The sequence below is a fragment of the Frigoribacterium sp. Leaf172 genome (assembly GCF_001424285.1).
Classification (GTDB): Bacteria; Actinomycetota; Actinomycetes; order Actinomycetales; family Microbacteriaceae; genus Frigoribacterium.
Genome location: NZ_LMPB01000003.1, coordinates 56,076 through 77,355 on the forward strand (window position 1 = coordinate 56,076; position 21,280 = coordinate 77,355).

A 21,280-nucleotide genomic window follows, 5' to 3' on the forward strand; every position below is an offset into this window, starting at 1 on the left:
TGATTGTCGTACCACTTGGGAAACGAACAACTCGGGTAACGAACTACTCGGATTGCGAATCACTCGACACCGAGTACCCCACCCCCGTCTTGATCAGCCCCCGCTAACCACTTGGAGCACACCATGTCCCGTCCCACCCCCCGCATGACCCGCCTCGCCGCCTGGATCGCCATCCCCGCCGCCCTCGTCGCCAGCGGCGTCGTCGTCTCGCAGGCCTCGTACTCGGCCTTCTCGTCGACCACGGTCAACCCCACGAGCAACTGGACGGCCGGCAGCGTCGCCCTCACCGACGACGACAACAACACCGCGCTCTTCACGGCCGCCAACCTCAAGCCGGGCTCGACGGGCACCAACTGCATCGCCGTCACCTCGACCGGGTCGCTCGCCTCCACCGTCAAGCTCTACGGCACCAACGCCACCACCACGAAGGACCTCGCGTCGAACATCACGCTGAGCGTCGTCCAGGGCACGGGCGGCGGCTTCGGCACCTGCTCCGGCTTCACCGCCCTCGGCCAGGGCGCGTCGCTCTACTCGGGTTCGCTCGCCGCCTTCGGCACCTCCTCGACCAACTTCGCCACCGGCGTCGGCACCTGGGCCCCCACCGGCACCGCGTCCGAGACCCGCACCTACCAGGTCACCTACACGGTCAGCCCCTCGGCCCCCAACACCACCCAGGGCGGCACCGCGGCCCTCGGCCTCACGTGGGAGGCCCAGAACAGCTGATCTCCGGGCTGACCCGCAGTCCTCTCGACTCCCGCCGCCGGACGCCCTGCCCCCTCCCGGCCGGCGGCGGGAACCGATCCGACACCCCGAACCAGTCGGATCGACACACCGGTCACGGCGGCCCGAACCGCCGAGACCACCCCTTCCGCGGCGGCCCGAACCGCCGCAGGAGAACCGCACCACCCGCACGGCGGCCCGAACCGCCGTGCTGCACCACCCGCACGGCGGCCCGAACCGCCGTGCTGCATCACCCGCACGGCGGCCCGAACCGCCGTGCTGCACCAGCACCATTAACGACCCGCTCCAGCACCACCGCTACCCGCACCGCTCCACCCGCACCACCGCAACCCGAACCGACACCGAAGAGGCGCCCCGTGACCACGATCGACCTGAAGCTGCAGCCCTCGCCGGCGACAGCGTCGATCACGGTCCCGCGGGGCGCCTCTCGCTCGTCGGGCCCCTGGGTCCGCCTCCTGCTGGCGACGCTCGCCCGCACCGTGCTCGGCACGCTGCTCGGTCTGCTGCTCTGGTCGGCGGGTCCCGCCCTCATCGGCTGGACCCCCACCACGGTCATGACCGGCAGCATGGAGCCCCGCATCAGCCCCGGCGACATCATCGTCGCGAAGCCCGTCGCCGAGTCGTCGATCCACAAGGGCCAGGTGCTGCTGTTCGACGATCCCGACCACGCCGACCACCTGCGTCTGCACCGCTACCTCGACAACGGCACCGGCACCTCCATCGTCACGAAGGGCGACGCCAACCCCGAGGCCGACTCCACCCCCATCGAGCGCAGCGCGGTCGTGGGCGTCGGGTTCCTCCGCGTCCCCTACCTCGGCATGCCGTTCGTCTGGGCGGCCGGCCACCAGTACGGTCACCTGATCGTCACGGGCAGCGTCCTCCTGCTGCTGCTCGGGGCGTCGCGTCTCGACCGCGACCTGCTCCGTGAGGCCAAGGAGGCGCGGGTCGGCTCGATCCGCACCACCGGGCTCCGGTCGGTCGCCTCCGGCATCGCGACCCGCGCCTCCTCGGCGGGCACCCGCCGTGCCCTCCGCCGTCGCGAGCGTCGTCTCGCCCGGCTCCGCGCCTCCGCCGGCGTGCTCGGCCTGATGGTCGTCGCCTCGGGTCTCGCCTTCACGCTCGTCGTGGGCGGCGGCGCCGGCGCCGCCTACTCGGCTCCGGTGGCGAACCCCGGCTCGAACTACAACGCCGACGCCAACTACGACTGCCTCAAAGAGACGTACAGCAACGAGACCTCGTTCGGGTTCCCGTACAACGAGCTCTCGGGCACGACCACGACCGACGGCAGCAGCTTCGCCCGTGTCGGCACGCTGACCTCGGGCGCCACGTTCGTCAGCGGGTCGTGCGCCGTGAACGACAGCCCGTCGCTGCAGCTCGACGGCTCGACCGGGCAGGTCACGACCGCCATCAACCTGACCGGCCAGGCGTCGTTCACCATCGAGACCTGGTTCAAGACGACCACGGCCCGCGGAGGCGCGCTCGCCTCGTTCACGACCACGCCGACCGGCACCACGACCGCCAACGCCGACCGCGCCCTCTTCATGACGAACGCCGGCCGCCTCGCCTTCGGCGTCCGCCCCACCACGTCGTCGGTGAAGACGCTCACCACGACCGGTGCGTACAACGACGGCGCCTGGCACCACGTCGTCGCCACCCTGTCGAGCACCGCCGGCACCGTCGTCTACGTCGACGGCAAGTCGGTCATCACCGACTCGACGTCGCGCACCGCCCAGTCCGCGACCGGCTACTGGCGCATCGGCTACGGCCCGCTCGCCGGCTTCACCGGCACCCCGACCAGCAACTTCCTCGCCGGCCAGGTCGACAACAGCACCATCTACAACAACACGGCCCAGACCGCCACCGCCGTGCAGGCGCGCTTCACCGCCGGTCACTGACACCGCCTCGGCGGGTCCGCGGGGGCGATCCGCGCCTCCTCGAGTCGCGCCTCCCCGGTCGGCGCGTCCTCGAGCCGCTCCTCCCCGATCGGCGACGCGGCGGCGTCCGCAGGCCCCCGACGGTCCTGCGAGACTCGACCCATGCCCCTTCAGATCAACGACGTCTACGTCGACGGCCGCCTGCACGTGTCGCCCGAGACCCTCGACGACACCTATGCGGCCCTCGCCGACACGGGCGGCACGGCCTGGGTGGTGCTCGCCGAGCCCGACGCCGACGAGCTGGCCTCGCTCGCCCGCCAGTTCGATCTGCACGAGCTCGCCGTCGAGGACGCCGGGTCGGGCCACCAGCGCGCCAAGCTCGAGCGGTACGGAGCGACGCTCTTCGTGGTCGTGCGACCGGCCGTGTACCTCGACGACGAGGAGACGGTCGCGTTCGGCGAGATCCACGGGTTCGTCGGCGAGAACTTCTTCGTCGGCATCAATCACGTCGCGCACATCGACGCGCGGCACGTCAGTCGGGGCGTGGCCCGGCTCCGCTCGAAGCCGGACCTGCTCGGCGCCGGGCCGCAGGCCATGCTCTGGGCCCTGCTCGACGCGGTCGTCGACGCGTACAAGCCGGTGATCGACGGGCTCGAGAACGACATCGACGAGATCGAGCAGCAGCTGTTCGCCGGCGAGCCCGGCGTCTCGCGGCGCATCTACGAGCTGTTCGGCGAGGTCGCCGACTTCCAGAAGGCGTCGCGCCCGCTCATCGCGATGCTGGACGGCCTGCTGCGCGGCAGCGAGAAGTACCGGGTCGGCACCGAGCTCGAGCGCCGTCTGCGCGACGTGCAGGACCACGTCATCCGCGTCGTCGACCGGGCCGACACGTTCCGCGCCGTGCTGCAGAACGCCCTGGCGCTGAACGCCACCCTCGTCGCACAGGACAGCAACGAGGTCACGAAGCGCATCTCGGCCTGGGCCGCCATCCTGTTCGCTCCGACCCTGGTCGGCGCCGTCTACGGCATGAACTTCGACGTGATGCCCGAGCTGCACTGGGCGTGGGGGTACCCGTTCGCGCTGGGGCTGATGGTCGCGATCGCGGGCGGGCTCTTCGGCGCGTTCCGCTGGAAGCGCTGGCTGTAGGCGGGCCCGACGCGCTGCCGCGCGTCACTCGACGGCGCCCGCCAGCACCAGGTGGTGCCCGGCGGCGCCCGGCAGCTCCCGCAGCGCCCGCCAGCGCCAGCACCCGCATCGACTCCGCTCGCCGCCCATCCGCTCGGTCGAGTGGTCAGAAGATGCTCTCCAGGTGGAGAAAGAGCGCATCTTGTGACCACTCGAGGTCAGGTCAGGCGAGCCCAGGCGACACGACGCGAGGCGGGGTCGAGCGGGGCGGTCAGTCGAGCAGCGCGTCCAGCCGCGGCGCGAGCCGCATCGCGAACTCGTCGGTGAGGTGGTTGGTGTCGCGGTAGGCGAGGTGGTTCCAGACGACGGGCGAGCACAGGTCGGTGCACATCCAGTCGGTCGTCGCCTGCCACGAGGCTCCGGCGGCGAGGGCGCCCGCACGGTCGGCGTCCTCGGCGCCGGGGTCGACGAGGGCCGACGTCGGCAGGGCGCAGGCCCCCACGTCGTCGAGGTGGGCCGAGACGCACACGGCGGGCGGATCGGGCCACCGGGGAGTGTCGCCGACCACGATCACCCGGCTCGTCTCGGGCAGCGCGTCGATGAAACGGGCGAGGGCGGCCTCCCAGTCGGCGTCGAAGTCGCCCGTCTCGGCGACGAGGTCCCGGTAGCCGCTCACCGCATGCGAGATCACGACCGTGTCGACGGGGTCCGCCTGCAGGCGCGACAGGACGTCGGCGCCCCACTCGCGGCAGTCGGTGAAGTCGCCCGTGCCGAGCGGGTGCTCCACGTCGAGGTCGACGACCGGGCAGCTCCGCTTCGTGTGGGTGACGAGCTCGTCGCCGAGGCGGGTCGCCCGTGCTGCGAGAGGAGAGAACCACTGCACAGCGTGCGAGTCGCCGACCAGCGCCGTGGTCGCGCCCCCGGGTGCGCCGAACGTGCAGCCCGGCGAGACGTCGACGTCGTAGTCGACGTGGCAGTCACCGTCGTAGAGCGCCGGGAGCGAGCCGTCGACGTCGGCCAGCGTGGGCGTCATGTCGCGCGGGACGAACCGCGTCGCGACCGGTCCGGCGAGCACCTCGGCCACGGTGGGGTCGCCCACCGGTCGATCGGTGCTCAGGACCGGGGTCGAGAGGACGGTCGCCGAGAGCGCGACCACGCCGGCGGACGCGACGACGCCGCCGAGCACGGAGGTGCGCGGGCGCCACCGGGCGAGGCGGGGGATGCCCTGACGCTCGAGCGTCAGATGGGTGCCGACCGAGAGGGCGACGGTCAGCAGGCACGCCCCCACGAGCTCGAGGGGGCGCAGGTCGCGACCGAGCGCCGCCGCGGGCACGATCAGCAGCGGCCAGTGCCAGAGGTAGAGCGGGTACGAGGCGTCGCCCACCGCGGTGAGCGGGCGCCGTGCCAGGAGGGCGGTGGCCGTCGACGCGGACGGCCCGGTCGAGGCGGCGGGGGTCGGCGCGATCGCGCGCGGCGATCCGGCGGCGAGGACCAGGGCGGTCCCCACGACGGGCACGAGGGTGGCCGCGCCCGGGAACACGGTCGTCTCGTCGAACAGCGCGACGGCCGTGAGGATCCCGCCGAGGCCGAGCCAGCCGCCCGCCCGCGAGACCCACCCGGCCGGCAGGGCCGCGCGGGTGCCGAGGCAGGCGAGGAGCGCGCCGACCCCGAGCTCCCACGCGCGGCTCGGCAGGGTGAAGAACGCCCACGGCTGCGACACGGTCACGAGCCACAGGCAGAGCACGAAGGAGGCGGCGGTCGCGACCCCGACGACGGCGGTCAGTCGTCGACGCCCGGCGATCGCGAGCGTCACCGCCATGACGATCGGGAGCGCCACGTAGAACTGCTCTTCGACGCCGAGTGACCAGAAGTGCTGGAGGACCGAGGGGGAGTCGGTGCTGAGGTAGTCCGTCCCTCGTCGGGCGAACGCGATGTTCGCCACGCCGATCGTCGACGAGACGGCGTCTCGGAGGGCGGGGACCCAGAGCAGCGGAGGCGCCCAGACCGCGACCGCGAGCGTCGTCGCCGCGATGACGAGCAGGGCCGGCGGGGCGAGCCGCGACACCCGCCGGGCCCAGAACCGGGGCAGCGAGATCCGACCCGCCCGCGCGTGCTCGCGGAGGAGGTTGCCCGCGACCAGGAACCCCGACACGACGAAGAAGACGTCTACCCCGATGTAACCGCCCGAGAGACCCGGGACCCGGAGATGGTAGAGGACGACCGCGGTGACGGCGATCCCCCGGAGCCCTTGGATGTCCGCACGTCGAGGGTGGGTCGAGCCAGCGCCGCCCCCGCCTGGGCGACCCCCTGAAGCATCCGGACCGATATGCATAACGACAGGGTAGGGCACGTCGGTGCGGATCAGCGCCGGGGTGCATCGCTCCGTAGGGAGCCGATCGGCGCCGTCCCCTCAGCGCGCGATCGGGTTCGCGAGCGTCCCGGCGTAGATCAGCGACGACGACTGGGCCGCGAGGTCGACCATCTGCCGGGCGTCGCGCAGCTGCAGACGGTTCAGGCACGAGTGGTCGAACCGGTCGACGCGCAGATCGAGCGCGTCGGCGAGCGACGGGTGCTCGTCGGCGTGCCGGTCGACGCACTCGCCGACCAGGCGCCAGAACTCCCGGGCGGGCAGCATGCCGTCGTCGTCCAGCGCCGCCGCGAGGTACCGGAACACCCCGTCGAACACGTCGGTGAACACGGCCAGGGCCTTCTCGCGGTCGTCGACGGGCTGCACGATCCGGTCGACCAGGGGCGGCACCTCGCGGGGTGCGAGCAGCACGACCTCCTCGCCGATGTCCTTCATGAACACCGCCGTCGGCACGTGCCCCTCGAGCACGAGGATGAGGTTCTCGCCGTGCGGCATGAACGCGAGCTCGTGGGCGCGCAGGCAGTGCACCACCGGCCGCAGGTACGCGTGCAGATACGAGCGCACCCAGTCCTCGGCGCGCCTCCCCGACGCCCGGATGAGCGCCGACGCCAGCAGATCGCCCGCCGCGTCGCGGTGCAGCAGGCCCGCCATCGTCATGAGCCGCTCGCCCGGGGCGGTCAGCGGCACCGGGCTCTCGCGCCAGAGGGCGGCGATCATCTTCCGCTGCGGCGACGGGATCGGGGTGCGGTGGTAGGCGTCGCCGGTGTAGCCGACGGAGGCGCGCTCCCTCAGGATCCGGAACCGCGCCTCCTGCAGGGTCGGGTCGGTGGTGACGAGCTCGTGCACCCAGTCGTTGATCGCGGGCGTCGGCCGCATGTAGGCCGGCGACAGCCCCCGGAGGAACCCCATGTTCTGGATCGCCAGCGCCGTCTTCACGTAGGCCCGCTCGGGATGCGACCGGTTCGCCAGCGTGCGGATCGACTGCTGCGCCTGATAGTCGTCGTCGCCCTCGCCGAGCAGCACGAGGTCGCGCCGCCCGACGTCGGCGGAGAACGTGATCGCGATGCGGTGCTGCCACTGCCACGGATGCACCGGCAGATAGTGGTGGTCGGCCGGGTCGAGTCCCTTCGCGGCCAGGGTCGCGGCGAACCGGTCGAGGGTGCGCTCGCCGAGCTCGGCGTCGAGCAGCGTCCGCTCGTCGAGGCCGTCGCCGAGCGCGAGATGCGTGCCCGAACGGCGGGCGGCGAGCCAGACGAGCCGGATGGGCGCCGCCGTCTCGGGGGCGTAGGCGCGGAACTCGTCGAGCCCGAAGCCGATGCGCCCGTTCGCGGCGACGAACGCCGGGTGGCCCTCGGTCATCGCCGCCTCGATGCTCTGGAAGTCGGCCGTCGTCAGACGCTCCGCCGTCGGGCCGCCCTGCAGCCGCTTCGCCGCGGCGCTCGCCAGGGTCGACGAGAGCTCCTCGAGGTAGACGGCCATCAGCTCGTCGGGCAGCCCGAGGGCGCCCTGCAGCTCGGCGATCAGGTCGAGCGCGTCGAGCTCGGCGGGCGCGCCGTCGATCTCGCGGGCGACGCTCGGCTCGTCGACCACCCAGTGCTCGAGCTCGTGCACCCGGGCCCGGAACCGGTACACCACCGTCGGCGGACCCGACCGGGCGGGGCCCGAGGAGGCGCGGCTCGCCTCGCGCGGCTCGCCCGCCCCCTCGACGGTCAGCGACCACCACCCGTAGCCCTCGTCGTGCGGGGCGATCAGCCGCTCGTGCGAGAACTCCGACAGAGACTTCGCGACGAGGTGCCGGTGGGCCCAGCCCATCGGCCCGGGCGCCAGGTGCGCGGCCGCGGCGTCGTGCCGCGTCAGCACCGACAGCCGCGCCCGCTTGTCGGGCAGGTCGACGTCGCCGACGGCGCGGAACCCGACCTCGTCGTTCTTCGCGGCGATGCGGCGGTTCTCGACGTCGGGTTCGACCACCACACGCCGAGCGCCGAGTCGCTCGACGACGAAGCGCACGACGGACGCCATGATCGCCGAGGTCAGCCCCGGCACCCGCTGCTCGGGCGGCGGCGCCGGTGCGACCAGCAGGTGCATGCCGACGTCGCCCGGTTCGGCGTCGTGCACCTCGGTCAGCAGCACGTGCGCCGGGTCGTAGGTCTCGACGTAGAACAGCGGCTCGCCGTCGACCCGCCCGAGCCACGCGTTCTGGTGCGGGTCGGCCGCGATGCCCGCGGCGTGGGCGCGCACGTCGTCGCCGCTGACGCCGCTCATGCCCCACGCCGCCGACGCCGGGTGCGAGAGCCAGCGACGCAGCGGCACCGCGTACGGCTCCGGGTCGAAGGGCTCGAGGGTGACCGGACCGCAGGAGGTGCGGTGCGAGAACGGCGCGACCCGCGCCTCCTCGGCGGTTCGGGGCTCGGCGACGCCGGGCTCGGGGGTGAGGATGCTCATCGGACGACCTCCTCGGCCGGCAGGCCGAAGCTCTGGAACACCGTGCGGCGCTCGACGGGATGGACCTCGCGCCCGGTGATCGACGCGATGATGCTCGAGGCGCGCCAGGCGGCGAAGCCGAGATCGGGGGCGGTCAGACCGTGGGTGTGCTCCTCGGCGTTCATCACGAACAGGCGCGGGCGATGGGAGGCGCTCGCGGGATCGCCGCCGGGTGGGCGCTCGATCGAGTAGTCGCGGTTCACGGCGAGACGGCCCCGCTCGTCTCGCGCGACCACGTCGCCGAGCGGCTCGAGGAACGCGGGCACCCGCGCCGAGTACCCGGTCGCCAGCACGACCGCGGCCGTCTCGCGCTCGACGACCGTGCCGAGCTGCGCGTGCCGCAGGGTCAGCGTGAACACCCCGCGGTCCGGCCGCCACACGGCGCCGACCAGCTCGGTCCCGGTCAGCAGGGTCGTGTCGAGCGGCCCGTCGAGGGTGCGGCGGTAGAGCGTCTCGTGGATCTCGTCGACCAGATCGCCGCTGATGCCCTTGTAGAGACTGCGCTGCTCGCGCCCCAGCCGGTCGCGCTCGCCCATCGGCAGCGCATGGAAGTGGTCGGTGTACTCGGGGCTCGTCAGCTCGAGCGTGAGCTTCGTGTACTCCATCGGGAAGAACCGGGGCGAGCGGGTGACCCAGTCGAGGCGGTGACCGGTGCGGTCGTCGCGCGCCGCGCCTCCTCGGTCGGTGCCGGTGCCGGCGCCGGTGCCGGTGTCACCGCTGCGGTCGTCGCGCGCTCGGGCGGTGTCGAGCAGATCGCGGTAGATCTCGGCGGCGGACTGCCCGCTGCCGATGATCGTGACCGAGTCAAGCCCGCGGAGGCGATCGCGCTCGCCGAGGTAGTCGGCGCTGTGCACGACCGGCCCGTCGAGGTCGCGGACGGCGTCGGGTCGGTGCGGCTCGGTGCCGATGCCGAGCACGACGTGCCGGGTGCGCCAGACCTCGCGCTCGCCGGTGGTCGTGCGCTCGGCCTCGACCAGCAGGGTGCCGTCGCCGAGCTCCGAGACGGAGGTGACGCGTCGGCCCCAGCGCAGGGTGTCGAGCTGCTCGGCGACCCACCGGCAGTAGGCGTCGTACTCGGCCCGCAGCGGGAAGAAGCTCTCGCGGATGTAGAAGGCGTAGAGCCGCCCCGTCGCCTTGAGGAACGCCAGGAACGAGAAGCGCGACGTCGGATCGGCCATCGTCACGAGATCGGCCAGGAACGGCACCTGGATCGTCGCGCCCTCGATCATCATCCCCGGATGCCAGTGGAACCCGTCGGCGGCGTCGACGAAGACCGCGTCGAGGTCGTCGACCGGGTCGGTGAGGGCCGCGAGTCCGAGGCCGAACGGGCCGATCCCGATGCCGACGAGGTCGTGGACGCGGTCGGGTGCCGGTGCGGGTGCCGGTGCCGGTGCCGGCGCGGGGGTGGACGCGGACGCCGGAGCGGACGCGGTCGCGGGGGTGGACGCGGGTGCGGCGCTCATCGGGTCGACCCCTCGCCGGCCGGGGCGGTGGCGCCGGCCAGGTCGTCGCTCTCGAGCAGGGCCGCCGAGGAGGCGCGGATCAGCTCGAGCACGCCCGTCACGTCGGCGAGCACCGCCTCGGGGTTCAGCAGCGTGAGCTTCAGGCACGGCCGACCGTCGACGACCGTCTTCGCGACCACGGCGCGACCCGATTCGAAGAGCACCCGCCGGACGAGCGGCACGAGGCGGTCGGCCGTCGCATCGTCGACGTGCCCGGGCTGCCAGCGGAACAGCACGGTGCTGAGCTGGGTCTCGGCGAGCAGCTCGAAGTCGTCGTCGTCGCGGACGACGGCGTGCACCTCGGCCGCGAGGTCGACGACGCGGTCGACCAGTCGACCGATCTCGTCGGCGCCGAGCGCGCGGAGGGTCGCCCAGAGCTTCAGCGCGTCGAAGCGGCGCGTGGTCTGCAGCGACTTCGCGACCTGGTTCGGCTCGGGGTCGGCGAGCGGGTTCAGGTAGTCGGCGTGCCAGGCGACGGGGTCGAGGTCGCGGCCGTCGCGCACGATGATCGCGCTCGACGACACCGGCTGGAAGAACGTCTTGTGGAAGTCGACGGTCACCGAGCGCGCCCGCTCGATGCCGTCGAGCAGGTGCCGCCGGGTCGGCGAGACGAGCAGGCCGCCGCCGTAGGCCGCGTCGACGTGCAGCCAGACGCCGGCGCGATCGCAGACGGCGCCGATCGCCGCGAGGGGATCGATGCAGCCGCGGTCGGTGGTTCCGGCCGTCGCGACGACGGCGATCGGCAGATGCCCCGCCTGCACGAGGGCGTCGAGGGCGACCTCGAGGGCGTCGGCGCGCATCCGGCCCGCATCGTCCGTGGGCACGGTCACGACGGCGTCGTCGCCGAGACCCAGCAGGCGCGTCGCCTTCTGCACGCTGAAGTGGCTCTCGGCGGTGGCGACCACGACCATGCGGGCGAGCAGGTCGTGCAGCGACGTGGCACGGGGGAGGGGGCGGCGACCCGGGTCGCCCTGGTCGCGGACCCGCGCCTCCTCGGCCCGGCCCTCGTCGCGCGCCCTCGACGTGGCGCTCTCGCGGGCGAGCAGGAGGGCGTGCAGATTCGACTGCGTGCCCCCCGAGGTGAAGACGCCGTCGCGGGTGGCGGGGTCGAATCCGATGCGACCTGCGGTCCAGTCGACGAGGCGGCGCTCCATCAGCGTGCCGACGGTCGACTGATCGTAGGTGTCGACCGACGGGTTGATCGCGGCGAGCACCGCCTCGGCGGCGACGGCCGGCAGCGCGACGGGGCAGTTGAGGTGCGACTGGTAGGCCGCGTCGTGGAACCAGACGGCGTTCGCGGCGAACAGCTCGTCGACCTCGCGGAGGGCGTCGGTCGTCCCGGTGCCGGGCGCGTCGAGATCGACGGCGTCGACGAGCCGCTGCAGCTCGGCGCGGCTCTCGCCCGAGAAGGGCTGGCCGGTGGTGCGGAACCGGCCGGCGAGGCGATCGACGACCGCGGTCGTCTCGGCGGCGTAGGACTCCGCGGTGGAGGCGTTCAACAGATCGGACACGGGGCTCCCGGTGGTGCGTGGTCGCCGCCAGGCTCTCTGACGGCGCCGCCCAGGTTAGGTAAGGCTCACCTAAGTGTCAAGCGCGTCGGGCGGCTCGCCCGGCGTGTCGCGCGATGATGAAAACGCCTCATGATCAGGGGTTCAGGTGGTGTCCTCCGAAAGGGCGACGCGGGTGCGCACGGTGCTGCGGCCTACAGGGCGGTGACCTCGAGCAGCACGAGGCTCTCCGGGAACAGCACCGGGGCCTGCACCCCGCCGAGGCGGAGGGCGCGGCCCGGAGCGACGACCCCGTCGACGGCCCAGGGCAGCGGCGACTGCCCCGGTCCGCCGAGCACGTCGGTCGGCTCGGCCAGGGCGACGCGGTACGTCCGGTCGTCGTCGAGGCCGGGGAACGTCATCGGCCCGGGCGGGTAGCTCGCGCTCGCCGACACCTGGGTGAACGTGTAGAGGGCGTGCGACCGGTCGGCGGAGACGACGCCCCGGAGGTCCATCGACGCGTCGGGGAGGTCCGCGAAGACCGCGGTGCCCCGGTGCAGCAGGTCGCGGTGGCGCTTGTGGGCGGCGACCCAGCTCGTCAGCTCGGCCTCGACGTCGGGCTCGAGCGACGAGATGTCCCACTCGATGCCGAAGTGCCCGGGCAGGGCGACGCCGGCCCGCAGCGACAGGTCGTGACGCCGACCGGTCGAGTGCGACCGCGGTCCGCTGACGTGGGCGCCGGTCAGCTCGTAGGGCACGAGGAGGTTCGTGTACCTCTGGATGGTCAGGCGCTCGATCGGGTCGATGCAGTCGCTGGCCCAGATGCGGTCGGTCCGGTCGAGGATCCCGAGGTCGACGCGCGCGCCGCCCGAGGCGCAGTTCTCGATCTCGACCGACGGGTGCCTCCGCCGCAGCTCGTCGAGCAGGGCGTAGAGCGCGACGACGTTCTCGTGGACTGCCGGGTGCACGGGCGACCCGGCCCCCGCCTCCAGCAGGTCCCGGTTGTGATCCCACTTGAGATAGGCGATGTCGTTCTCGGTCAGCAGGGCGTCGAGTCGTTCGAGCAGGTAGTCGGTCACGGCGGGGTTCGACAGGTCGAGCACCTGCTGCTGACGCGCCGGGACCGGGAGGCGCGAGCCGGGTCGCAGGATCCACTCCGGGTGGGCGCGGGCCAGGTCGGAGTCTGGGCTGACCATCTCGGGCTCGACCCACAGCCCGAACTGCAGGCCGAGTCCGGTGACGTGCTCGATGATCGGGGTGAGGCCGTCGGGCCAGACCTCGTCGTCGACGTACCAGTCGCCGAGGGCCGACGTGTCGTCGCGACGACCGCGGAACCAGCCGTCGTCGAGCACGAAGCGCTCGGCGCCGACCCGCGCGCCCGCGTCGGCGAGGGCGCTGAGACGAGCGAGGTCGTGGTCGAAGTAGACGGCCTCCCACGTGTTGAGGGTGACCGGTCGGGGCGACGCCGGGTGCTGCGGGCGGGAGCGCAGGAGGCGGTGGTACCGACCCGAGAGCTCGGTCAGCCCGTCGCCCCACGAGCCGATCGCCGCGGGGGAGTCGTAGCTCTCGCCCGGTGCGAGACGGACCTCACCGGCCCCGAGCAGCTCGGCGGCGCGCGTGAGGGTGCTGCCTGTGACGGTCCGCTCGACGCTGACGCGGTGGTTGCCGCTCCAGGCGAGGTGGACGGCGTGCACGAGGCCGCGCTCGAAGCCGAAGCCGGGGGTGCCGGCGGCGAGCACGAGGGTGGCGTCGGCCCCCGGGCGACCCCGACGGCTCTCGCGGTCGTAGCGGCCGACGGTCACCGCGTGACGCTGCGGGGTGCGCTCGCGCAGGTGGCGGCCGGTGGTGTCGAGCACCTCGCCGGCCGTGTGCGGCAGGGGGAACGTCGCGGCGAGCTCGTGCAGGTCGTAGACGTCGTCGCCGGTGTTCGTGAGGCGGAGCGTCTGGTGCAGCAGGCCGTGCACGTCGAGGCGCAGCTCGATGCGGAGGCGCAGCCCGACCTCGGCGTCGTCGGCGGTGACGACGAGGGTCGCGCCGTCGCCTTCGACGTCTTCGGCGCCGGCGAGCTCGTCGACCTCGAAGGCGGGGGCGAAGTCCGAGCCCGCGCGGCTGCCGACGAGACCGGGCGTCCCCTGCCAGCCGTCGGACTGCAGGGGCACGAGCGTCAGACGCGTGGGCTCGTCGACGCCGCCCGAGACCCTCTGCGGACGCGAGGCCGTGACCAGGCCGACCAGCGCCTCCTCGGAGACCTCGCCCAGATCGGGCCCCCAGTACACGATGCCGGGCAGGCCCTGCGCGGGAGTGTCGATCACGACGCTCGTGCCGCCGAGGCGGAGGTGGCGGGCAGGGGTCATCTCGTCGTCGCGTCGTCGCATGACTAATTTCTACGGCGAAACGAATGGGGGTGTCAAGTCGCCGCCGGACGATCGAGGAGGCGCGTCGCCGGGGGACGGGTCGCCTCGCCCCGGTGGCTAGGCTGCGCTCATGACCTCAGGCCCGCCCCTCGACTCGGCGTCGGAGCTCGCCCGGCTCGTGCTCGTGCACGGCCCGATCTCGCGGGCCGAGCTCGGTCGTCGCCTGGGCCTCTCGCCGGCGAGCCTCACCCGGCTCAGCCGGCCTCTGCTCGACCGGGGGCTGCTCGTCGAGGGCGTCGAGACGCCCGGCCGCGTCGTCGGACGCCCCGCGAAGCCGCTCGACGTGCTCGTCGACTCGCAGCGGTTCGTCGGCGTGAAGCTGACCGGCGACCAGGCCTTCGGGGTGCTGACCGATCTGCGGGCGCGCCCGCTCGCCTCGGTCGTCGTCGACCTGCCCGGCCACGGCGTCGAGCAGGTGCTGGAGGCGGTGGTCGCCGTCGTCTCGCGGCTCTCGGCGGGTGTCCGCGCTGACTCACGGCCTGCGGCGGTCGGCGTCACCGTCGGGGGTCGGGTCGCCGGTTCGAGCGTGGTCGCGCGGGCGCCGTTCCTCGGGTGGCGCGACGTCGACCTCGGGGCGCTGCTCGGCGAGCGACTCCAACTGCCGGTCGTGGTCGAGAACGACGTCGTGGCCCTCGTCGAGGCCGAGCACTGGTTCGGCCTCGGCCGGGGCGTCGACGACTTCGCCGTCGTGACGATCGGCGCGGGCGTCGGCTACGGGCTCGTCCGGAACGGGAGGCAGGTCGTGACCGGGGACGCCGGGCTCGGGCTGGGCGCGCACGCGCCCCTCGACGCGACCGGCCCGGTCTGCCCCGACGGGCACCGAGGGTGCGCGACGGGGATGCTGTCGGCACCGAGCCTCTGCGCCGCGGCGGGCGAGGCGCTCGGCCGCGAGGTCGGGTACGACGAGCTGCTGGCGCTGGCGGCCGCGGGCGACGCCGTGGCCGCCGACGTCGTCGCCGGAGCGGGGCGGGCGCTCGGACGGCTGCTCGCCATCGTCGCGAACTTCGCGATGATCGACGTCGTCGTGCTCTCGGGCGAGGGCGTCGGCCTGCTCGACGTGCCGCTCGCCGCCGCCGGGATGCGCGAGGCGCTCGCCGACGACCGCGACCCCGAGGCGGGCGAGGTCCGCGTGATCGTCGGAGGCGCCGACTTCGGCGCCTGGGCGCGGGGCGCGGCCGCGGTGGCCGTGCAGGCGCGCTTCCGCGCGCTCGCGGGCTGAGCGGTCGGCACGCTCGCCGCGGGTCAGGCCCCAGGAAGTCGCCGAGACCCCCGCGCGCGAGGCAGGGTGTGAGCGGCTTCCCCGGGTCTCGCCTGGACGTCCGGCTGGTATGAGCGCGAGGACGAGGCCGCTGCGCGAGTCCCCACAAAGGGGGACTCGATACCCGTGAGTATCGAGTGCTACCTTCTCAGACGACGGCGAATGAGTCACGCGGACGACCGGCCCGAACCGGGAGTCCTCCCCCTGCGTGGCGACCACCCGACGATCTGCACGGCACCTCGAGCCCCCGCGAGGTCGTGACCACCGGATCGACGGACCTCGCCGTCCGTGGCGGCCGCCGTCGAGCAGGGCATACCCACCCGTTCGACGGCGCCGCGCACCCCGTTCAGTCGGCTGCGGCGGCGCCGCTCCGCAGCACCCGTTCGAGCAGCTCGAGGTCGATCTTGACGTGCTCGCGCGCGATGCGCGCCGCCTCGGTCGAACGGCCGTCGCAGATCGCGTCGACGAGCGCCTCGTGGTCGCCGAGCGCCCGCAGCTCCATCTCGCGCATGCCGTCGGGCCCGCCCCAGAGGTGGGCCGGCGCTGCGATGCTGACCCGCGCCTCCAGGTCGAAGAGGACCCCGCGCAGCGTCGCGTTGTGCGCGGCATCGGCGATCGCGACGTGCAGCAGCTCGTCGGCCCGCTGCGACGCACGCCCCGACTCGGCCCGGCGGTAGCCCTCGAGCCGTTCGCGCAGCACCTCGGCGTCGGCGGTCGTGCGGTTCTCGGCGGCGGCCTCGGCGATCGTGCCGTGCAGGCGGCCGATCGCGTCGCTCGTGTCGCTGAGGTCGGCCCACCGCGCCCCGAGGGTCCGCTGCACGATCGCGTCCGACGACGTCGTGTGCTGCTCGCGGACGAACGAGCCGCCGCCGCGGCCGCGCTGGGTCTCGATCATGCCCTGCTCGACGAGGCGGGCGAGGGCGGCCCGGACGGTCATGCGCCCGGCCCGCAGCGAGGCGGCGAGGTCCCGCTCGGGAGGTAGGCGCTGGCCGGGCAGGTACTCGCCGGTCGCGATCGCGGTCACCAGCCGGTCGGTCACGTCGTCGACGCGGCTCGACGACTCGACGGGCGCAGCGAGGGCTCCGGCGGGGGCGGAGGGGGTGCCGCCGGGCGCCCCGGGCGACCCGGCGTCGGCGGCCTCGTGTGGCGTCATGCGTCGACCCTCCCGAGCGGCGTTTGTTACACCCACGTTAAGTCATCGGCAAAGGTCTAGGCGCGAGACCTTTCCGTGTCGCACACTGTCCCGCATGTCGACGAGCACCTCCTCCACCCTCCCGTTCCGCGACGGTGTCACCTGGTACCAGGTCACGACCCCCGACCACCCGACGCCCGGCGCGCTGCCCCTCGTCGTGCTCCACGGCGGCCCGGGCATGGCCCACGACTACCTCCGCAACCTCGCCGCCCTCGCCGACGAGACCGGCCGCACCGTCGTGCACTACGACCAGTTCGGCTGCGGACGCAGCAGCCACCGCCCCGACGCCCCCGTCGAGACCTGGACCCCGGCGCTCTTCGTCGCCGAGTTCGAGGCCGTCGTCGCGCACCTCGGTCTCGAGCGGTTCCACGTGCTCGGTCAGTCGTGGGGCGGCATGCTCGGCGCCGAGATCGGCGTCCGCCAGCCTTCCGGTCTCGCGAGCCTCGCCATCTGCAACTCGCCCGCGTCGATGGAGCTCTGGGTCGAGGGAGCCGCCGAGCTGCGCGCCCAGCTGCCCGCCGAGACCGAGGAGGCGCTCAGCCGTCACGAGCGCGCCGGCACCACGACGGACCCCGAGTACCTCGCCGCGACCCAGGTCTTCTACGAGCGTCACGTCTGCCGGGTCGTCCCCATGCCGCAGGACTTCGTCGACAGCGAGGAGCAGATGGAGGCCGAGCCGACGGTCTACCACACGATGAACGGACCGAACGAGTTCCACGTCATCGGCACGATGCGCGACTGGAGCATCATCGACCGGCTGCCCCGCATCGCCGCCCCGACGCTCGTCGTCGCGGGAGAGCACGACGAGGCGACGCCGGCCACCTGGCAGCCGTTCGTCGACGGCATCGCCGACGTGCGCTCGCACGTCTTCGCCGGGGCGAGCCACTGCTCGCACCTCGAGCAGCCCGAGGAGTTCCGGGCCGTCGTCGCCGAGTTCCTCGCCGCGCACGACGCGGCCTGACCGCGCGACCGACCCGCGCCACCCGACCCGCGCCACCCGACCCGCGCCTCCCGACCCGCGCCTCCTGACCGACCCGACCCGCACCTCCCCGGCTCCACCCACCCCGCCCCACCCGAGCGAGAGAGCACACCATGTCCACTGGAACGACGACCGGCACCGCCGGCGGCGAGCTGAGCAACCAGCAGCAGCTCGAGCAGTACGGCTACAAGCAGGAGCTGAAGCGGTCGGTCACGACCGTCGACCTGCTCATCTACGGCCTGATCTTCATGGTGCCGATCGCGCCCTGGGCGATCTTCGGCTCGGTGTACAACGCCTCGTCGGGCATGGTGCCGCTCGTCTACCTGATCGGGCTCGTCGCGATGATCTTCACCGCGCTCGCCTACGCGCAGATGGCGAAGTCGATCCCGCTGGCCGGTTCGGTGTTCTCGTACGTCGGTCGCGGCATCCACCCGATCGCCGGGTTCTTCGCCGGCTGGGCGATCCTGCTCGACTACCTGCTCGTGCCGACGCTGCTCTACGTCTTCGCCGCCGAGTCGATGATCGGCATCTTCCCCGGGAGCGCCCGCTGGATGTGGGCGCTGATCTTCGTCGCGATCAACACCGCGATCAACCTGCTCGGCATCAGCTCGATCAAGCTGATGAACCGGGTGTTCCTCGCCATCGAGGTCGTCTTCGTCGTGATCTTCGTCATCATCGCCGTCATCGCGCTGAACGACGGCACGATTCCCGGCGCCGAGTTCACCACCGACCCGATCTGGGACTCCAGCAAGGTGACCGCGCCCCTGATCGCCTCGGCGCTGTCGATCGCGGTGCTGAGCTTCCTGGGCTTCGACGGCATCTCGACGCTGTCCGAGGAGAGCACCGGCAAGCGCGGCGGCGCCGGCAAGGCCATGATCATCGCCCTCGTCATCGTCGCGACCCTCTTCGTCGTGCAGACCTGGCTCGCCAGCGCCCTCGCGGCCGGTCGCGAGTCGTTCGGCGAGAACGAGGTCGGCAACGCGTTCTTCTCGCTCGTCGAGGCGGCGTCGAGCAGCGGCTGGTCGACGGCGTTCCTGGTCGTCAACGTGCTCGCCATCGGGATCGCCAACGCGATGGCCGCTCAGGCCGCCACGTCGCGACTGCTCTTCTCGATGAGCCGCGACCGCCAGCTGCCGAAGTTCCTGTCGACGATCAACAGCCGCCAGGTGCCGCAGGCCGCCATCCTGCTCGTCTCGGCGCTGTCGGCGGTGCTCGTGCTGTTCTTCGTCGGGCAGATCAACCTCATCGCGTCGCTGGTCAACTTCGGCGCCCTGTTCGGCTTCATGCTGCTGCACGTGTCGGTCGTCGTGCACTACATCGTCAAGAAGAGGTCGCGCAACTGGCTGCTGCACCTCGTCGTGCCCGTGATCGGGTTCCTCATCATCGGCTACGTGCTCGTGAACGCCGCACCCGAGGCCAAGATCGGCGGAATCGTCTGGCTCGTGCTCGGCGCGGGCGTGTTCCTCTACTACCGGAGCCGAGGAGGCGCGGCGCCGTCGCTCGGACAGGGCGCCGACGACCCCGCGGTCGCCACCACCGCCACCCCGGCCGCCGACTCCGAACGCCGCGACGCGTGAGCGGGGTGGAGGCGACCGCCCCGGGTTCCGGCGGGGGAGCGGGCGAGGCGACCCGCGCCTCCTCGGAGGGCGCCCGGGTGGACGGCATGGACCACTTCCTGGGCAAGGAGCACGGAAGACCCGGCTTCACCGCCGACGTCGAGCCCGCGCTCCGCATCACGCCCGGCACGGGGGAGCGAATCGGCTTCGAGACCAGCGACGCCGTCTACGCCGAGCTGCACGAGCACCGCGACCTGTCGCGGCTCTCGGTGCCGATCAACCCCGTCACCGGCCCCGTGTTCGTCGAGGGCGCGCAGCCGGGCGACGCGCTCGCCGTGACGGTGCACGAGATCCGGCTCGTGGCGCACGGCTGGTCGGTGGCGCTGCCCGGATCGGGCGCGCTGCAGCACGTCATGGGCGACGAGATGTTCACCCGCCGCGTGCCCATCGACGACGAGGGGGTGCACGTGACCGACCGGCACGTCTTCGCGCCCCGTCCGATGATCGGCTGCATGGGCACCGCCCCGGCGACCGGCGAGAACTCGACGATCATGCCCGCGTACGCGCAGGGCGGCAACATGGACGTCACCGAGAACCGCGTCGGCTCGACCGTCTACCTGCCCGTCATGGTCGAGGGCGCGTACCTCTCGATCGGCGACGTGCACGCGATCATGGCCGAGGGCGAGTCGTCGTTCGTCGCCATCGAGGCCGAGGGCACGGCGGTCGTGTCGATCGACCTCGTCAAGGGCATGGGGCTGCGCGCCCCGCGCATCGAGACCGCCGACGACTGGATCTTCGTCGGACTCGGCGACCCCGTGCAGGAGAGCATCCGGCGAGGCTACGAGGACGCCTTCTCGTTCCTGGTGGACGACCACGGGTGGACGCGGGGCGACGCCTACGCCGTGCTCAGCGCCGTCGGGCACTCCCGGCTCGGCGGACCGACGGGGTCGGGTGCTCCCGACCCGCTGCACCCCTTCGACGCGGTCGGGGCCGTGACGCTGCACCGCGTGCCGAAGAGCGTGCTGTAGCGCGCCCGCCGCGCGCCGCGGTGGGCGCCGGCTGCGACCGTCACCGCGGGTGCGGCGTCAGGCGAGGTCGGCGAACAGGGCGACGACGAACTCGGTGCGCTCGACCATGCCCGCCAGGCTGATCCACTCGTGGCGGGCGTGGGCGCCGCCGCCGACGCCGCCCACCCCGTCGAGCACGGCGCAGCCGAGAGCCGCCGCGAAGTTGCCGTCGCTCGCACCGCCGACCGACACCTCGCGCAGCTCGAACCCGAGCCCCGAGGCCACCCGGGCCGCACGCTCGTAGAGGGCGGCCGTGGGCGGTGTGCGCTCCATCGGCGGACGATTCCAGCCGCCGGTCACCTGCACGCGCGCCAGCGGATCGTGCGGGGCGAGGTCGGCGAGCACCCGCTCGATGCGTGCGACCTCGGCGGCCGACGTGACCCGCACGTCGACCGAGGCGCGGGCGTGACCGGCCCGGACGTTCGTCCGGGTGCCGCCCTGCACGATGCCCACGTTCAGCGAGGTGCCCGCGTCGATGTCGGCGGCGCCGTGCAGGTGCAGGATGATGCGGGCCATCTCGTCGATCGCGCTCGCGCCCGACCGGGGGTGCAGACCCGCGTGGACCTCGACGCCGAACGTCTCGATCTCGTAGATGCCGACGCCCTTGCGGGCCGTCTTGACCGCCCCCTCGGCGGCGGACTCGAAGACCAGCACCGCGCCTCCTCGGCTCACCTCCGCCTCGATGACGGGCCGCGAGGCGATGCTGCCGACCTCCTCGTCGCCGTTCAGCACGATGCGGACGCCCGGGCGGGGCAGCCCCAGCAGGTCGGACGCCGCGATGGCGTGACCCAGCTGCACGAGCCCCGACTTCATGTCGAAGACGCCCGGGCCGGTCATGACGTCGCCGTCGATGGTGACGGGCCAGTCGTCCAGGGTGCCCTCGGACCACACCGTGTCGTAGTGGCAGAGCGCCGTGACCCACTCGGACGAACCGGTCGGCGACGGGTACTCGAGCGTGACCGAGTCGCCGTAGCCCTCGACGAGGTGGGCCCGGCGCACCGCGGCCGGACCGACGGTCGCCGTCAGCCACGACTCGATCCAGGCGAGACCGGTCGCCAGCAGCTCGACGTCGTCGGAGGGCGTCTCGAGCGACGCGTAGGCGACGAGGTCCGCGATCATCCGCTCGTGACGCGCCTCGACCTCGGTGCGGAGGGCGGTCGGGTCGATGGTCTCGTGGTTCACGGTGCGGTTCTCCTCCGGCGCTGCGGTGTCGGACCTCGACGCTACAGTGACGAC

14 protein-coding genes are annotated in these 21,280 nt (G+C 73.0%); 7 read left to right on the plus strand and 7 right to left on the minus strand.

Features of this window, described 5'->3' with window-relative positions; all coding sequences use genetic code 11:
- The first annotated feature begins 123 nt into the window (after window positions 1-123).
- The 3 genes from ASF89_RS11845 to ASF89_RS11855 all read left to right on the plus strand — a co-directional run bounded on the left by ASF89_RS11845 (window position 124) and on the right by ASF89_RS11855 (window position 3,761).
- Window positions 124-723 carry a hypothetical protein gene (locus tag ASF89_RS11845; protein WP_055795086.1) on the plus strand — a complete coding sequence of 200 codons (600 nt, stop codon included), beginning with the start codon at window positions 124-126 and terminating at the stop codon, window positions 721-723.
- Between the two features lie 374 nt (window positions 724-1,097).
- Complete coding sequence (locus ASF89_RS11850) at window positions 1,098-2,636, plus strand: signal peptidase I (RefSeq protein ID WP_055815052.1); 1,539 nt, start codon at window positions 1,098-1,100, stop codon at window positions 2,634-2,636.
- Between the two features lie 141 nt (window positions 2,637-2,777).
- A complete protein-coding gene (locus tag ASF89_RS11855) occupies window positions 2,778-3,761 on the plus strand; it encodes a magnesium and cobalt transport protein CorA (RefSeq protein WP_055795090.1) in 984 nt (327 codons plus the stop codon).
- Window positions 3,762-4,011: 250 nt separating this feature from the next.
- Here ASF89_RS11855 and ASF89_RS11860 read toward each other — a convergent pair whose 3' ends face one another.
- The 5 genes from ASF89_RS11860 to ASF89_RS11880 all read right to left on the minus strand — a co-directional run bounded on the left by ASF89_RS11860 (window position 4,012) and on the right by ASF89_RS11880 (window position 13,953).
- On the minus strand, window positions 4,012-6,072 hold the full coding sequence (locus ASF89_RS11860) for an acyltransferase family protein (RefSeq protein ID WP_082489985.1): 2,061 nt from the start codon (window positions 6,070-6,072) through the stop codon (window positions 4,012-4,014).
- 78 nt (window positions 6,073-6,150) lie between these two features.
- The gene (locus ASF89_RS11865) at window positions 6,151-8,550 is read right to left on the minus strand and encodes a GNAT family N-acetyltransferase (RefSeq protein ID WP_082489986.1); all 2,400 of its coding nucleotides are present in this window, start codon (window positions 8,548-8,550) and stop codon (window positions 6,151-6,153) included.
- Window positions 8,547-10,052, minus strand: coding sequence for a lysine N(6)-hydroxylase/L-ornithine N(5)-oxygenase family protein (locus tag ASF89_RS11870; protein ID WP_082489987.1), 1,506 nt, complete (start codon window positions 10,050-10,052; stop codon window positions 8,547-8,549). The genes ASF89_RS11865 and ASF89_RS11870 overlap by 4 nt, the downstream gene beginning before the upstream one ends.
- A complete protein-coding gene (locus tag ASF89_RS11875) occupies window positions 10,049-11,602 on the minus strand; it encodes an aspartate aminotransferase family protein (RefSeq protein ID WP_055795094.1) in 1,554 nt (517 codons plus the stop codon). The genes ASF89_RS11870 and ASF89_RS11875 overlap by 4 nt, the downstream gene beginning before the upstream one ends.
- Window positions 11,603-11,793: 191 nt before the next feature.
- Window positions 11,794-13,953 (minus strand): alpha-galactosidase, encoded by a 2,160-nt coding sequence (locus ASF89_RS11880; RefSeq protein WP_235484113.1) that lies wholly within the window; start codon window positions 13,951-13,953, stop codon window positions 11,794-11,796.
- A gap of 109 nt (window positions 13,954-14,062) precedes the next feature.
- Between ASF89_RS11880 and ASF89_RS11885 the strand changes: the two genes are divergently transcribed.
- Window positions 14,063-15,211 carry an ROK family transcriptional regulator gene (locus tag ASF89_RS11885; RefSeq protein ID WP_055815059.1) on the plus strand — a complete coding sequence of 383 codons (1,149 nt, stop codon included), beginning with the start codon at window positions 14,063-14,065 and terminating at the stop codon, window positions 15,209-15,211.
- Window positions 15,212-15,596: 385 nt separating this feature from the next.
- Here the strand turns inward: ASF89_RS11885 and ASF89_RS11890 are convergent, their stop codons facing one another.
- Window positions 15,597-16,403 (minus strand): FadR/GntR family transcriptional regulator, encoded by an 807-nt coding sequence (locus ASF89_RS11890; protein ID WP_055815062.1) that lies wholly within the window; start codon window positions 16,401-16,403, stop codon window positions 15,597-15,599.
- A 94-nt stretch (window positions 16,404-16,497) separates the two neighbouring features.
- Between ASF89_RS11890 and ASF89_RS11895 the strand changes: the two genes are divergently transcribed.
- The 3 genes from ASF89_RS11895 (at window position 16,498) to ASF89_RS11905 (ending at window position 20,005) form a co-directional block, all read left to right on the plus strand.
- Window positions 16,498-17,403 (plus strand): proline iminopeptidase-family hydrolase, encoded by a 906-nt coding sequence (locus tag ASF89_RS11895; RefSeq protein ID WP_055815066.1) that lies wholly within the window; start codon window positions 16,498-16,500, stop codon window positions 17,401-17,403.
- A 131-nt stretch (window positions 17,404-17,534) separates the two neighbouring features.
- Entirely contained in the window at window positions 17,535-18,998 is a 1,464-nt protein-coding gene (locus tag ASF89_RS11900) for an APC family permease (protein WP_055815069.1), read from the plus strand.
- Window positions 18,995-20,005, plus strand: a complete 1,011-nt coding sequence (locus ASF89_RS11905) for an acetamidase/formamidase family protein (protein WP_235484114.1) — start codon at window positions 18,995-18,997, stop codon at window positions 20,003-20,005. The genes ASF89_RS11900 and ASF89_RS11905 overlap by 4 nt, the downstream gene beginning before the upstream one ends.
- A gap of 57 nt (window positions 20,006-20,062) precedes the next feature.
- Here ASF89_RS11905 and ASF89_RS11910 read toward each other — a convergent pair whose 3' ends face one another.
- Window positions 20,063-21,226 carry a M20/M25/M40 family metallo-hydrolase gene (locus tag ASF89_RS11910; protein ID WP_200937172.1) on the minus strand — a complete coding sequence of 388 codons (1,164 nt, stop codon included), beginning with the start codon at window positions 21,224-21,226 and terminating at the stop codon, window positions 20,063-20,065.
- Between the last annotated feature and the right edge of the window lie 54 nt (window positions 21,227-21,280).

Excerpts from the sequence above, each read along its gene's own strand:
- ASF89_RS11870 (WP_082489987.1), bottom strand. The coding sequence starts at position 10,052 with ATGAGCGCCGCACCCGCGTCCACCCCCGCGACCGCGTCCGCTCCGGCG.
- ASF89_RS11895 (WP_055815066.1), top strand. The coding sequence starts at position 16,498 with ATGTCGACGAGCACCTCCTCCACCCTCCCGTTCCGCGACGGTGTCACC.
- ASF89_RS11855 (WP_055795090.1), top strand. The coding sequence starts at position 2,778 with ATGCCCCTTCAGATCAACGACGTCTACGTCGACGGCCGCCTGCACGTG.
- ASF89_RS11860 (WP_082489985.1), bottom strand. The coding sequence starts at position 6,072 with ATGCATATCGGTCCGGATGCTTCAGGGGGTCGCCCAGGCGGGGGCGGC.
- ASF89_RS11885 (WP_055815059.1), top strand. The coding sequence starts at position 14,063 with ATGACCTCAGGCCCGCCCCTCGACTCGGCGTCGGAGCTCGCCCGGCTC.
- ASF89_RS11900 (WP_055815069.1), top strand. The coding sequence starts at position 17,535 with ATGTCCACTGGAACGACGACCGGCACCGCCGGCGGCGAGCTGAGCAAC.
- ASF89_RS11890 (WP_055815062.1), bottom strand. The coding sequence starts at position 16,403 with ATGACGCCACACGAGGCCGCCGACGCCGGGTCGCCCGGGGCGCCCGGC.
- ASF89_RS11880 (WP_235484113.1), bottom strand. The coding sequence starts at position 13,953 with ATGCGACGACGCGACGACGAGATGACCCCTGCCCGCCACCTCCGCCTC.
- ASF89_RS11845 (WP_055795086.1), top strand. The coding sequence starts at position 124 with ATGTCCCGTCCCACCCCCCGCATGACCCGCCTCGCCGCCTGGATCGCC.
- ASF89_RS11865 (WP_082489986.1), bottom strand. The coding sequence starts at position 8,550 with ATGAGCATCCTCACCCCCGAGCCCGGCGTCGCCGAGCCCCGAACCGCC.